Below are 12,950 nucleotides of genomic sequence, written 5' to 3' on the forward strand. Positions count from 1 at the left end.
GTTACCCCTTCGTGCCGCAGGCGGCGTCCTTCAGATCGAGGACGTGGCCGTCGTTGTATTTCGCGATGATGTTGTGGAAGAGCCGCGGATCGACGGACGAGAAGTAGCGCACCGGCGCTTTCTCGCTCGGCTGCGCGACCTGGCCGTACACCGTCGCATCGAGCCGGTCCGGCGAGGCCTTCACCTTCTGCACCCACGCGTCGAACTGTTCGCGCGGCTCCGCGAGCGTGCGGAACTTCATGTCCGAGAAGCCGCGGCCGCTGAAGTTTGCGGACGTGCCGGCATAATTGCCCGGCTCGTCGGCGATCAGGTGCAGGCGCGTTTGCATGCCCGCCATCGCGTACACCTGGCCGCCCAGCTGCGGAATGAAGAACGAGTTCATCACCGAATCGGACGTGATGCGGAAGTTCACCGGCGTGCCGACCGGAATCGCCAGCTGGTTCACCGACGCGATGCCGAGCTCCGGATAGATGAACAGCCATTTCCAGTCGAGCGCGACGACCTCGACGTCGATCGGCTTCACCGACGACTCGAGCGGCTTGTACGGATCGAGCTCGTGCGTGGTCTTCCACGTGAGCACGCCGAGGAACAGGATGATCAGCGTCGGGACCGTCCAGATCACGACTTCGATCGCAGTCGAATGCGACCAGTCGGGCGCATACGTCGCGTTGCGATTCGATGCGCGATACCGCCACGCAAACCACAGCGTCAGCAGGATCACCGGCACGACGACGATCAGCATCGCCCACGTCGACGTCGCGATCAGCGACTTTTCCGCCGCCCCCACACTTCCTTTCGGATTCAGTACATCTAAATTACATCCTGACAGGCTGAGTACCGCGCCGATCGACATCAGCGTTGCCCAGCCTCTTGAAGCTCTTCTTTTCATCACACCGCCCGAGAGTCATTGGAATCGTTGCGTCTGCCCGATGCGCATTCGATCCACGAAAGTGGCCGCATCATACGTCGCGCGAGCACGATGAAAAACCGATGGCGGCGGCAAATCATCATTGCAGAATCTGTCGTGAGTCAAAGTGTCGCGGGGTGATGGCGCACGTGCGCAGGCCGATCCGGCGCACGTCGCGCCGGACCGAGATCGATGTGCATGCAACGGTATTCACGCGCCGCGCGTACGCGGCGCACGCGGGACTCGTTCAGTCGTGAGCGGCCGCCATGTAAGCCGGCTGCGCGGGCGCCGTATCGTCGCCGGCCGGCAGTTTCGAGCGGCTCGCATCCGCGAGCAGGCGGCCGACGGTCGGATCGATCGCATCGGTGAACGGCTTCGGATCGATGCCGACCGCGAGCACGATCAGCGCGAGCGACGCGAACATCGCGATCTCGCGGCCGCTCAGATCGACGAGCTTCGCGATGCTCGCGCTCGGCGCCCTGCCCCACACGACGCGCTTGAGCATCCAGAGCGTGTACGACGCGCTGAAGATCAGCGTCAGCGCGGCGGCCGCGCCGATCCAGAAGTTCACGCGGATCGCACCCATGATCACCATGAATTCGCCGACGAAGCCCGACGTGCCCGGCAGGCCGACGTTCGCCATCGCGAACAGCACGGCAAACATCGCGAAGCGCGGCATCGCGCTCGCGACGCCGCCGTATGCGGTCATCTCGCGCTGCTTCGTGCGATCGACGAGCACGCTCGCGCACAGCAGCATCGCGCCCGCGACGAAGCCGTACGACACGAGCTGCACGATCGCGCCTTCGACGCCGATCCGGTTAAACAGGAACAGCCCGAGCGTGACGATGCCCATGTGCGCAACCGTCGAATACGCGAGCAGCTTGCCGAAATCGGTTTGCGCGAGCGCGAGCAGGCTCGCATAGACGATCGCGAACAGCGACAGCGCGATCACGGCCGGCGCGAAGAAATGGCTCGCGTCGGGCGTGATCGGCAGCGCGAAGCGCAGGAAACCGTAGCCGCCGAGCTTCAGCATCGCGAGCATCAGCGCCGCGCCGGTCGGGCCGTCGGTGTAGACGTCGCGCAGCCAGGTATGGACCGGCCACATCGGCACCTTGACCGCGAATGCCGCGAAAAAGCCGAGGAACACCAGCAGCTGCGGCGCGAAACCGAGCTGCAGCGTGCGCCACGCGGCCATGTCGAACGTGTGCGATTTCGCGTACAGGTACAGCATCGCCATCAGCAGCAGCAGCGATCCGGCGAACGAGATGAAGAAGAACTTCACGGCCGCGTACACGCGATGCTCGCGGCCCCACGTGCCGATCAGCAGGTACAGCGGGATCAGCGTCGCCTCGAAGAAGATGAAGAACAGCAGCCCGTCCTGTGCGACGAAGACGCCGATCATCAGCCCCGAGAGGATCTGGAACGACGCGTAATACTGCGCGACGCGCACCGTGACGGCCTGCCACGATGCGACGACGACCACGAGCGTCGTGAAGGCGGTCAGCACGACGAGCCACAGCGACGCGCCGTCGACACCGGTGCGCCAGCCGGCACCGAACGCCGACAAGCCGTTGCGGTTTTCGACGAACTGCATCGCCGCCGAGTGCGGATCGAAACCGGCCACGATGGGCACCACCGCGGCGAGCCCCGCGATCGCACCGATCAGCGCGATGAGGCGCGTCCGCTGCAGATGTTGGTCGGACCCGGCGCGCAGCAGGCACGCACCGAACAGGATCGGAGCCCAGATCGCCAGGCTCAGAAAGGGAAAATCATGCATGTCAACAAGGCCTTGAGGATGGCGCGCGCCGCCGGACGACAGGCGCGACGAAAGAAACGAAACCGAAACGACAGGTAGATTTCGTGAATCGCCAGTGTTGGCAAAATGTAAAGCGACATCTCGCGGAAGCTTGATGCCGCTCAAAGCGCTATCGGGTTAACCAGCATAAAACGGCTGATTATTTTTTGCAGCGCAGCAGTGGGTGTTCTGCGGCCGTCTCGGCAACCTGCTGATTTTTATGTGTAATTTTTTGTATTTCTGCGACGTACAGATCAATGGAACCGGTGCGATGCCGCATTTTTGTCCATCGGGTGGGGTGTAGGCGACGCGGGAAGCGGGATGCGGCGCGGCGATTGCACGGCGTCATGCGGTGCCCGGATGCTTACATCAAAACTTGCAAATCAATTTCAATCAACCAGGCATCGTGCGTCGGACACTGCTCGGCACGATGACGCGCGCACACGGACGTTGAATCGGGCATCGGACATCATTCGCGATGCAAGGCCGGGCGCGCGGCATCGGAATCGAGTCCATGCGATCACCCGATCGTTGCGGACACCGAACCGATTGCGCGGCCGGAAAAAGAAAAGCCCCGCAAGTCCGAAAACTTGCGGGGCTTGTTCCGCCATTGCTGGCGGAGACGGAGGGATTCGAACCCTCGATCCAGGTTTTGGCCCAGATGCTCCCTTAGCAGGGGAGTGCCTTCGACCTCTCGGCCACGTCTCCCAAACTTTCGCTCGCACCAGGGAGGCAGTGCGACGAGAACGAGATAATATAGGGTTTCGAACCGCACGTCAATTTCCGTGATGCATTTTCTTCAACGCATCACGAAAATTTCATCACGCCTGCTCGAGCTCGAACGCCTTGTGCAGCGCGCGGACGGCGAGCTCCATGTACTTCTCGTCGATCAGCACCGAGATCTTGATTTCCGACGTCGAGATCATCTGGATGTTGATGCCCTCTTCCGACAGCGTGCGGAACATCTTGCTCGCGACACCGACGTGCGAACGCATGCCGACGCCGACGACCGACACCTTCGACACCTTCGGATCGCCCTGCACCTGCTCGGCGTTCACGTGGCCCTTCACCTGGTTCGTGAGGATGTCCATCGCCTTCTGATAGTCGCCACGGCCGACCGTGAACGTGAAGTCCGTCTTGCCCTGCACGCTCTGGTTCTGGATGATCATGTCGACGTCGATGTTCGCGTCGGCGACCGGGCCGAGAATCTGATACGCGATGCCCGGCTTGTCGGGCACACCCATCACCGCAATGCGTGCTTCGTCGCGCTGGAACGCGATGCCGGAAATGACTGCCTTTTCCATGGTCTCGTCTTCTTCAAAAGTAATCAGGGTGCCCGAGCGCATTTCTTCGTCGAGCGCAATCAGCGGATCGGTCAGGCTCGACAGCACGCGCGTCTTCACCTGGTATTTGCCGGCGAATTCGACCGAGCGGATCTGCAGGACCTTCGAGCCGAGACTCGCCATCTCCAGCATCTCCTCGAACGTCACGCGATCGAGGCGACGCGCCTCTTCGACGACGCGCGGATCGGTGGTATACACGCCGTCCACGTCCGTATAGATCAGGCACTCTTCCGCGCCGAGCGCGGCCGCGACCGCCACCGCCGACGTGTCCGAGCCGCCGCGGCCCAGCGTCGTGATGTGACCGTCCGGATCGACGCCCTGGAAGCCCGTGATGATCACGACCTTGCCGGCGTTCAGATCGGCCTTCACGCGCTCGTCGTCGATCGAGTGGATGCGCGCCTTCGTAAACGCGCTGTCGGTCTTGATCGGCACTTGCCAGCCGGCATAGCTCACGGCTTCGACGCCGATTTCCTGCAGCGCGATCGACAGCAGACCGACGCTGACCTGCTCGCCGGTCGACGCGATCATGTCGAGCTCACGCGGGCTCGGCTGGCTCGAAATCTCTTTCGCGAGACCGAGCAGACGGTTGGTTTCGCCGGACATCGCAGACGGCACGACCACCATCTGGTGCCCGGCCTGATGCCATTTTGCGACGCGTTTCGCGACGTTCTTGATGCGCTCGACCGAGCCCATCGAAGTGCCGCCGTATTTGTGTACGATGAGTGCCATTGTCGTTCTGAACTGGAGAAGAGACCGCACGGGCGCGCTGGACAGACCGCGTTGCCGTTCAGTCACGCGGCTTGTGGCTCTGGACGGACGACGAGGGGAACGGCTGGGACGCAACACGCAAGCGTGACGGAGTTTGCCCGGAAGGCCGATCAGGCCGCGCAAACCGGGTACGTCACGCGGAAAACCTGCACAAATCGCTCAAAAATCGAGCCGAGCAAACGCCTGAGCGTACCCGATAGACGCCCGCTTGACAAGCCGCCGGCCGCGTCCGCGCGTGTTCCGGCGCCCTTTACCGGTGCGGCCGACAGCGCCGCGCGGCGCGCCGTTGTCGACCGGTCGCCGTCACGCGATCAGCAGGTCGGGCCGCCATTCGATTCGGCGCCATGCGTGGCCGCCCTGCGGCACGCCATCGCGGTTCACGCCGAGCCGCGGCACGTAGATCAGCCGGTCGCCCGCGAACAGCAGCGGCACGTCGCGCTGCCACGCGGGCACGCCGCGCTCCTGAAACAGGTTCTTCAGCGTCCGGCTCGGGCCGTCCGGCCACATCCGCATCCGTTCGCCGCCCGCGCGTGCGCGCGCGATCAGCGGCGCGCTGCGCAGCAACGTCTCGGGCAGCGCGTCGTCGCTGCCGGCGTCGGCGCGCGCGAACACGAACGTGCCGCGCCAGCCGGGCAGATGCCAGATCTCCTGGCCGTCCCACGCGAGCGACGCGTCCGCGTGCGGCGTGCCGGTGCCGTCGTCGCGCGGCGCCGCGCTGTCGCCGGCTTCCCAGTAAACGGTATCGCGATAGAGGCGCAGGCACTGCCCCGCATGATCGACGCGCAGCGCATGCGCATCGTGCGCGTCGCGCAGCTGGCGCATCATGTCGGCCAGCCGCGCGGCCGACGCGCCCGGCAAGCCGAGCCGGCGCATCCAGTAGCGCAGCAGGTTCGCGCCGCGCACGTCGTCGAACGCGATCAGCGCATCGCGCGACAACGCACGTCCGTCGTCGCGCGCGGCCGCCACGAAATCCAGCTCGGCCAGATCGTCGAGCAGCCGCTGCGCCGCCGCCGCATGCTGTGCGGCGCGGCCGAGCGCGTCGCGAAAGCCGGGGAAATGCACGGCCAGCGCCGGCAGTACGTCGATGCGCAGTGCGTTGCGCGCATAGCGCGTATCGGCGTTCGATTCGTCGTCGATCCACGACAGCGCGTGCTCCGCCGCATAACGCTCCAGTTGCGCACGCAACAATCGCAGCAGCGGCCGCACACGCTCGACGGACGCGCCATCGGGCCGATAGCGCGGCGCCATCGCGGCGAGTCCGGCTATCCCTGCACCGCGCAGCAGTTGCAGCAGCACGGTTTCGGCCTGATCGTCCGCATGCTGCGCAAGCCAGAGCGCAGCCGCGCCGTGCCGTGCGCACATCGCGTCGAGCGCCGCATAGCGACGCTCGCGCGCACTCGCCTCGATGCCGACGCCGCTGTCGCGCGGCACGTCGACATGCATCGCCTCGAACGCCACACCGAGCCGCGCGGCCTGCTCGCGCGCATGTGCAGCCCACGCGTCGGCGTTCGCGCTCAGGCCGTGATGGACGTGCAGTGCGACGCAGCGCGACGCGCCGGCCACGCGCACGGCCGCGTCCAGCAGTACCGACGAATCGAGACCGCCGCTATACGCGATCGCGATCCGCGCGCCGTCCGGCACACCGGAAAGCGCAACGCCGACCGCATCGAGGACGACACGGTCGGCGGAGTATTGGTTCGGCGGGATCACGAGGCGGATGCGCGCATCGTGACGCGCGCAGCGGGTACGCAGCCGGTCATGCGCCCGGCGTGGTTTCCTTGAACTTGCCGTACGCCATCAGGCGTTCGAAGCGGCGCTCGCGCAGCGCGTCGATGCTCATGCCCTGGAACTGGCGCAGCGAATCGGCAAGCGCGCGGCGCAGCAGCGCGGCCATTCCCTTCGGATCGCGATGCGCGCCGCCGAGCGGCTCGTTGACGATCTTGTCGATCAGGCCGAGCGCCTTCAGGCGATGCGCGGTCAGCCCGAGCGCTTCCGCGGCTTCGGGCGCCTTGGCGGCACTCTTCCACAGAATCGACGCGCAGCCTTCCGGCGAGATCACCGAGTACGTCGAGAACTGCAGCATCATCACGGTATCGGCCACCGCGATCGCGAGCGCACCGCCCGAACCGCCCTCGCCGATCACCGTCGTAATGATCGGCGTCTTCAATTCGGCCATCACGTACAGATTGCGGCCGATCGCCTCCGACTGGCCACGCTCTTCCGCGCCGATGCCCGGATATGCACCCGGCGTATCGACGAACGTGAAGATCGGCAGCCCGAACTTCTCGGCCAGACGCATCAGGCGCTCGGCCTTGCGATAGCCTTCCGGACGCGGCATGCCGAAGTTGCGCGCGGCGCGCTCCTTCGTGTCGCGCCCTTTCTGGTGACCGATCACCATGCAGGGATGGCCGCCGAAGCGGGCCAGGCCACCGACGATCGACAGATCGTCCGCGAACGCGCGGTCGCCGTGCAACTCGTGAAAATCGGTAAACAGTTCCGCGACGTAATCGAGCGTGTACGGGCGCTGCGGGTGCCGCGCGATCTGCGACACCTGCCACGGCGTCAGGTTCGCGTACAGGTCCTTCGTCAGTTGCTGGCTTTTCTTCGACAGCCGCTCGATTTCTTCCGAAATATCGACAGCCGAGTCGTCCTGCACGAATCGCAGCTCTTCGATCTTGGCCTCGAGTTCGGCGATCGGCTGTTCGAAATCCAGAAACGTGGTCTTCATGTGTTCGAATCCTTGGGTCTTGCGGCAGCGCGTATTCTACCCGCGCGGCCGACACGCAAAACCGGCTCTCAACTATTGATGTTTAAAATTCGATAGCCGCCGTCACGCGCCGGCATCGAGCGCGTCGAGGCTGCGCCACATATACCAGGTGGCCACGGTGCGCCACGGCTCCCAGTTCGCCGCGACTTCCCGCGCCTCGCTGCGCGTGACGGGCTCCCCGCTGAAGTAATTGACGCTGATCGCGCGGATCAGGCCCGGATCGTCGAGCGGCAGCACGTCCGGCCGCGACAGGTTGAAGATCAGGAACATCTCGGCCGTCCAGCGGCTGATCCCGCGGATCTGCGTGAGTTCCGCGATCACGGCCTCGTCTTCCATCGACGTCCATTTGTCGACGTGCAGCGCACCCGACACGAAGTGCTGCGCGAGATCCAGAATGTATTCGGTCTTGCGCTTCGACAGCCCGCAGGCGATCAGCTTGTCCGCCCCGAGCCGGATCACCGGCTGCGGCGCGAGCTTCGGGCACGCGGCCTGGATGCGCGCCCACAGCGACTGCGCCGACGGCACCGAGATCTGCTGCCCGACGACCGAGCGCGCGAGCGTGACGAACGAATCGCCACGCTTGACCAGATGCGCGGGGCCGAACTTCGGGATCAGCTTCTTCAGGATGCGGTCGCGCTTGACGAGATCGGCGCACGCCTTGTCCCAATATGCGGGACGCACGACGACGTCATCCTCGCCGTCGGCCGCCGCATCGGCCGCGCGCGCCTTGCGCGTCGCGTCGACCGCCTGCATCGCGTGATCCGGCTGCGCGGGTTCCGCGCCCTTCGCACGCGCGTGCTTCGCCGCCGGCTGCACATGACCGTTGAGCGCGCCGTTCGGCACGGCACGCGCCGCGTCCGTCTTCGCTGCCGGCGCGCGTCTGGCTGCCGGACGCGCGGCGACCGGAGTCGCGCGCCTGACCGGCGCTTTTCTGGCCGTTGCCATCCTGCCTCCTACCCGACGGATCGGTCAGTGGAACGCACCGCGCTCATACGCGACGCCATTCGGTCGATCCGCCCGGTTTGTCTTCAAGTGCGACGCCGGCGTCGAGCAGTTCCGCCCGAATCCGGTCCGCTTCGGCATAGTCCTTCGCGCGTTTCGCCGCGGCACGCGCGGCGATCTTCGCTTCGATCTCGTCGACCGAGAGCGCGCCCGCCTGCGCGGCGCCGGACGCCTGCTGCAGGAACGCGCGCGGTTCGCGGCCGAGCAGGCCCAACAGGCCCGCGAGCTGCTTCAACTGCCGCGCGAGCGACGCATCGCGCGTGCGGTTCACTTCGCCCGCCAGCTCGAACAGCGTCGCGATCGCCACCGGCGTGTTGAAGTCGTCGTTCATCGCCGCCGCGAAACGCTGCGCGTGCGGTTCACGCCAGTCGAGCGCGAGCGCATCGGGCTCGACGTCCTTCAACGCCGTATACAAACGCGTGAGCGACGCGCGTGCATCGTCGAGGTGCACGTCGCTGTAGTTCAGCGGCGAACGATAGTGCGTGCGCACGATGAAAAAGCGCATCACCTCGGCGTCGTAGCGCTCGAGCACTTCGCGGATCGTGAAGAAGTTGCCGAGCGATTTCGACATCTTCTCGTTGTCGACCTGCACGAAGCCGTTGTGCAGCCAGTAGTTGACGAACGTCTGGCCGGTCGCGCCTTCGCTCTGCGCGATCTCGTTCTCGTGGTGCGGAAACTGCAGATCCTGGCCGCCGCCGTGAATGTCGAAATGCTCGCCGAGCAACGTGCAGCCCATCGCGGAGCACTCGATGTGCCAGCCCGGCCGGCCCATTCCGTACTTCGATTCCCACGACGCGCCTTCCGGATCGTCCGCCTTCGCGCGCTTCCACAACACGAAGTCGAGCGGGTCTTCCTTGGCATCGTTCGCGGCCACACGCTCGCCCGCGCGCAGATCGTCGAGCGACTTGCCCGACAGCTTTCCGTAGTTCGCGAACTTGCGCACCGAATAATTGACGTCGCCGTCGGTCGCCTGATAGGCGTAGCCGTTCGCCTCCAGCCGCTCGATCATCCCGAGCATCTGCGGAATGAACTGCGTCGCGCGCGGCTCGATGTCGGGCCGCTGGATGCCGAGTGCGTCTTCGTCCTCGTGCATCGCATCGATGAAGCGATCGGTCAGCGACTTGATCGTCTCGCCGTTCTCGACCGCGCGGCGGATGATCTTGTCGTCGATGTCGGTGATGTTGCGCACGTACGTGACGCGGTAGCCGATCGCGCGCAGCCAGCGCTGGACGAGGTCGAACACGACCAGCATGCGCGCGTGGCCCACGTGACAATAGTCGTACACGGTGATTCCGCATACGTACATCCGCACTTCGCCAGGCTGGCGCGGCACGAAAACTTGCTTGTCACGCGCGAGCGTGTTGTAGATGCGCAGTGATTCCATAGAGATGAACCGTGAGCCGAAGGAAACCGCCCTGGCAAAACTCGCCCTGCATGCGAAACGGACGGGCCCTGCTGCGGTGCGACGCCGGGCATCCTCGATATCACATGGGGCGGTCAGGCTGCAAGCACAGCGGTGACGGCCACGAGAGGCAAAGAAAGACTGTCTGCGGCTCGCCGGAACGCGCAGACGTTTTGTTAGAATGGGTCGGAGTATAACATTCCGATTTACGCCTATGAAACCTCATCGCGGCCGCGCGCCGAGCGCTGCGACCCTCGTTGCGACCGCCGTCATGGGCGTCGCGCTGACGCTGTTCGCAGCGCCCGCCGCCCACGCGCAAAAGGCCCCGGCGACCGCCGACGGCACCCCCGAAATCGACGCGTCGATCGCCGGCAAGCAGTGGACGCAGGCGCTTGCGCAGCTCGATGCGCGGATCGCCGCGAACCCGCACGACGTGCAGGCGCAGTTCAAGCGCGGCACCGTGCTCGCCCGCCTGAATCGCGACGACGACGCGATCCAGCAGTTCGTCGCGATCACGCAGGCCTATCCGGAACTGCCGGAGCCGTACAACAATCTCGCGGCGCTGTATGCGAAGCACGGCCGGTACGACGAAGCGCGCGCCGCGCTCGTCACCGCGACGCAAGCGAACCCCGGCTATTCGCTCGCATACGAGAATCTCGGCGACCTGTACCTGCGCCTCGCAGCCGAATCGTACAAGCGCGCACAATCGCTCGGCCGCACGAGCGGCGCGACGGCACAGCGCCTCGCCGACATCCAGAAAATCGTATCGCCGCCGAAATCCGCGCCGGCCGCACGCGCGGTCGTGCCGTCCACGCGCGAATACACCGATCGCGCCGCCGCGAACGTGAGCACCACGACGCTGCCGCTGTCGCCGACGTTCCAGTTCAGCGGCCCGTCGGGCGCACTCGCGGCGCCGTACGTCGCGCCGTCGCAGTAAGCGGCGCGGCCCCTTCCTTTCATTCCAACCTGAGGATCGCAATGAAACGTCTGTTGCTGGCGCTTGGCGGCGCCGCCCTTCTCGCGACCGCGCCCGCGTTCGCGCAAACGGCCACCGCGCACCCCGTCGTGCAGCTGAAGACCTCGCAGGGCGACATCCGCGTCGAACTGTATCCGGAGAAGGCGCCGAAGACCGTCGCGAACTTCCTCGATTACGTGAAGGCCGGCCAGTACAACGGCACGATCTTTCATCGCGTCATCAAGGGCTTCATGATCCAGGGCGGCGGCTACAAGGCGAACTTCGACGAGAAGCCGACGCGCGCGCCGATCCTGCTCGAAAGCCGCAACGGTCTGAAGAACCTGACCGGCACGATTGCAATGGCCCGCACGAGCGATCCCAATTCCGCGACCGCGCAGTTCTTCATCAACACGGTCGACAACAGCGGCCTCGACTACCCGAATCCGGACGGCAACGGCTATGCGGTGTTCGGCAAGGTCGTGTCGGGTCTCGACGTCGTGAAGAAGATCGAAGCCGTACCGACGACGTCGCGCGGCCCGATGCAGGACGTGCCCGCGCAGCCGGTCGTGATCGAATCGGCGAGCATCGTCTCGAAGTAAAACCCTGCCGGTCCGTCCGGCATCTCACGCGGCCGCGTCGCACGACCGGCCGCGTGCCATTTAAACCGCCTCATCGAAGGAATTCATCATGGTTGAACTGCACACGAACCACGGCGTGATCAAGCTCGAGCTCGACGCCGCGAAGGCACCGAAGACGGTCGAGAACTTCCTCAACTACGTGAAGAAGGGCCACTACGACGGCACCGTGTTCCACCGCGTGATCAACGGCTTCATGATCCAGGGTGGCGGCTTCGAACCGGGCATGAAGCAGAAGCCGACCGACGCGCCGATCGACAACGAGGCGAACAACGGCCTGAAGAACGACAAGTACACGATCGCGATGGCGCGCACCAACGATCCGCATTCGGCGACCGCCCAGTTCTTCATCAACGTGAACGACAACGACTTCCTGAACCACTCGTCGCCGACGCCGCAAGGCTGGGGCTACGCCGTGTTCGGCAAGGTCGTCGAAGGCCAGGACGTCGTCGACAAGATCAAGGGCGTGAAGACCGGCAACGCAGGCTTCCATCAGGACGTCCCGACCGACGACGTCGTGATCGAGAAGGCCGTCGTCGTCTGACGCACGGGACCGGAGGCACTTCGATGCTGCAGGAGAGTCCGCCGCGAAGCGTCTCCGCGGGCGTGCCGGGCGAGCGCGAAACCGCGCACGCCGCACGCCCGTTCCTGTTTCTGTCCGATCTGCATTTGAGCGACGCGATTCCGAAGACGGTCGCCGCGTTCGAGCATTTCGTGAAATACACCGCCGACAGCGCCGACTCGGTATTCATCCTCGGCGATCTGTTCGAATACTGGATCGGCGACGACATGCTCGACGACGATCCGTTCGTCGCGCGCATGGCTGCGCTGATGCATACGTTTTCGGAGCGCGGCATCGCGCTCTACGTGATGCACGGCAACCGCGACTTTCTGCTCGGGCGCCGCTTCATGAAGGCCGCCGGCGCGATGCTGCTGCCAGACCCCTCGCTGATCATGGCATTCGGCCAGCGCATCGTGCTGACGCACGGCGATGCGCAATGCACCGCCGATCGCGGCTATCAGCTGTTTCGCCGCTTCGCGCGCAATCGCGTCGCGCAGTGGCTGTTCCTCGCCTGGCCGTTTCGCTGGCGCCGCGCACTCGCGCAGCGGATGCGTGCGGACAGCGAAGCCGGCCGCATGCGGCCCGTGTCGCCGCGTTACAACGTCACGCGCGAAGGCGTCGCCGCGCTGTTCCGCAAGGGCCGCGCGAAGGTGATGATTCACGGCCATACGCACCGCCCTGCCCGCCACGTCGAAGCGGACGGCGTGCGCTGGGTGCTGCCCGACTGGGATCTCGATCACGGCGCGCAGCGCGGCGGCTATCTGCGCGTCGACGCGGACGGCATCCATCCGATGCCGCTCGACTGAAATTGCAT

At 65.3% G+C, this 12,950-nt stretch carries 11 protein-coding genes, 1 tRNA gene and 1 pseudogene; 5 read left to right on the top strand and 8 right to left on the bottom strand.

Annotated elements, in window-relative coordinates; genetic code table 11:
- Window position 1: 1 nt before the first annotated feature.
- From cyoA to NP80_RS23035, 4 genes are all read right to left on the bottom strand, one after another.
- Window positions 2-889 (bottom strand): ubiquinol oxidase subunit II, encoded by an 888-nt coding sequence (gene cyoA, locus NP80_RS23020; RefSeq protein ID WP_035488290.1) that lies wholly within the window; start codon window positions 887-889, stop codon window positions 2-4.
- Window positions 890-1,154: 265 nt separating this feature from the next.
- Window positions 1,155-2,684, bottom strand: coding sequence for a complex I subunit 4 family protein (locus NP80_RS23025; protein ID WP_035945832.1), 1,530 nt, complete (start codon window positions 2,682-2,684; stop codon window positions 1,155-1,157).
- A 632-nt stretch (window positions 2,685-3,316) separates the two neighbouring features.
- A tRNA-Ser gene (locus NP80_RS23030) sits at window positions 3,317-3,410 on the bottom strand.
- Between the two features lie 113 nt (window positions 3,411-3,523).
- Window positions 3,524-4,774: an aspartate kinase gene (locus NP80_RS23035; RefSeq protein WP_006408212.1), complete on the bottom strand. Its 1,251-nt coding sequence runs from the start codon at window positions 4,772-4,774 to the stop codon at window positions 3,524-3,526.
- Here NP80_RS23035 and NP80_RS31925 point away from each other — a divergent pair.
- A pseudogene (locus NP80_RS31925) lies at window positions 4,757-5,000 on the top strand (hypothetical protein). The gene NP80_RS23035 and the pseudogene NP80_RS31925 overlap by 18 nt on opposite strands.
- A 116-nt stretch (window positions 5,001-5,116) precedes the next feature.
- On the opposite strand, the gene tilS reads toward NP80_RS31925, so the two are convergent.
- The 4 genes from tilS to cysS all read right to left on the bottom strand — a co-directional run bounded on the left by tilS (window position 5,117) and on the right by cysS (window position 9,966).
- The gene (tilS, locus tag NP80_RS23040; RefSeq protein ID WP_006408211.1) at window positions 5,117-6,523 is read right to left on the bottom strand and encodes a tRNA lysidine(34) synthetase TilS; all 1,407 of its coding nucleotides are present in this window, start codon (window positions 6,521-6,523) and stop codon (window positions 5,117-5,119) included.
- A gap of 46 nt (window positions 6,524-6,569) precedes the next feature.
- A complete protein-coding gene (locus NP80_RS23045; protein WP_006408210.1) occupies window positions 6,570-7,541 on the bottom strand; it encodes an acetyl-CoA carboxylase carboxyltransferase subunit alpha in 972 nt (323 codons plus the stop codon).
- Window positions 7,542-7,643: 102 nt separating this feature from the next.
- Complete coding sequence (locus tag NP80_RS23050; protein ID WP_006408928.1) at window positions 7,644-8,525, bottom strand: DNA-3-methyladenine glycosylase family protein; 882 nt, start codon at window positions 8,523-8,525, stop codon at window positions 7,644-7,646.
- A gap of 43 nt (window positions 8,526-8,568) precedes the next feature.
- On the bottom strand, window positions 8,569-9,966 hold the full coding sequence (gene cysS / locus NP80_RS23055) for a cysteine--tRNA ligase (protein WP_006408927.1): 1,398 nt from the start codon (window positions 9,964-9,966) through the stop codon (window positions 8,569-8,571).
- Window positions 9,967-10,198: 232 nt separating this feature from the next.
- Here cysS and NP80_RS23060 point away from each other — a divergent pair, with 232 nt between their 5' ends.
- From NP80_RS23060 to NP80_RS23075, 4 genes are all read left to right on the top strand, one after another.
- Window positions 10,199-10,921 (top strand): tetratricopeptide repeat protein, encoded by a 723-nt coding sequence (locus NP80_RS23060; protein WP_006408207.1) that lies wholly within the window; start codon window positions 10,199-10,201, stop codon window positions 10,919-10,921.
- Between the two features lie 41 nt (window positions 10,922-10,962).
- On the top strand, window positions 10,963-11,538 hold the full coding sequence (locus NP80_RS23065; protein WP_006408922.1) for a peptidylprolyl isomerase: 576 nt from the start codon (window positions 10,963-10,965) through the stop codon (window positions 11,536-11,538).
- Window positions 11,539-11,626: 88 nt separating this feature from the next.
- Window positions 11,627-12,118 (top strand): peptidylprolyl isomerase, encoded by a 492-nt coding sequence (locus NP80_RS23070; protein ID WP_006401897.1) that lies wholly within the window; start codon window positions 11,627-11,629, stop codon window positions 12,116-12,118.
- A 23-nt stretch (window positions 12,119-12,141) separates the two neighbouring features.
- Window positions 12,142-12,942, top strand: coding sequence for a UDP-2,3-diacylglucosamine diphosphatase (locus tag NP80_RS23075; protein WP_006408939.1), 801 nt, complete (start codon window positions 12,142-12,144; stop codon window positions 12,940-12,942).
- The last annotated feature ends 8 nt before the right edge of the window (window positions 12,943-12,950 follow it).

The sequence above is a fragment of the Burkholderia multivorans ATCC BAA-247 genome (genome assembly GCF_000959525.1).
GTDB lineage: Bacteria > Pseudomonadota > Gammaproteobacteria > Burkholderiales > Burkholderiaceae > Burkholderia > Burkholderia multivorans.

Excerpts from the sequence above, each read along its gene's own strand:
- cyoA (WP_035488290.1), bottom strand. The coding sequence starts at position 889 with ATGAAAAGAAGAGCTTCAAGAGGCTGGGCAACGCTGATGTCGATCGGC.
- NP80_RS23025 (WP_035945832.1), bottom strand. The coding sequence starts at position 2,684 with ATGCATGATTTTCCCTTTCTGAGCCTGGCGATCTGGGCTCCGATCCTG.
- NP80_RS23035 (WP_006408212.1), bottom strand. The coding sequence starts at position 4,774 with ATGGCACTCATCGTACACAAATACGGCGGCACTTCGATGGGCTCGGTC.
- NP80_RS23045 (WP_006408210.1), bottom strand. The coding sequence starts at position 7,541 with ATGAAGACCACGTTTCTGGATTTCGAACAGCCGATCGCCGAACTCGAG.
- NP80_RS23050 (WP_006408928.1), bottom strand. The coding sequence starts at position 8,525 with ATGGCAACGGCCAGAAAAGCGCCGGTCAGGCGCGCGACTCCGGTCGCC.
- cysS (WP_006408927.1), bottom strand. The coding sequence starts at position 9,966 with ATGGAATCACTGCGCATCTACAACACGCTCGCGCGTGACAAGCAAGTT.
- NP80_RS23060 (WP_006408207.1), top strand. The coding sequence starts at position 10,199 with ATGAAACCTCATCGCGGCCGCGCGCCGAGCGCTGCGACCCTCGTTGCG.
- NP80_RS23065 (WP_006408922.1), top strand. The coding sequence starts at position 10,963 with ATGAAACGTCTGTTGCTGGCGCTTGGCGGCGCCGCCCTTCTCGCGACC.
- NP80_RS23070 (WP_006401897.1), top strand. The coding sequence starts at position 11,627 with ATGGTTGAACTGCACACGAACCACGGCGTGATCAAGCTCGAGCTCGAC.
- NP80_RS23075 (WP_006408939.1), top strand. The coding sequence starts at position 12,142 with ATGCTGCAGGAGAGTCCGCCGCGAAGCGTCTCCGCGGGCGTGCCGGGC.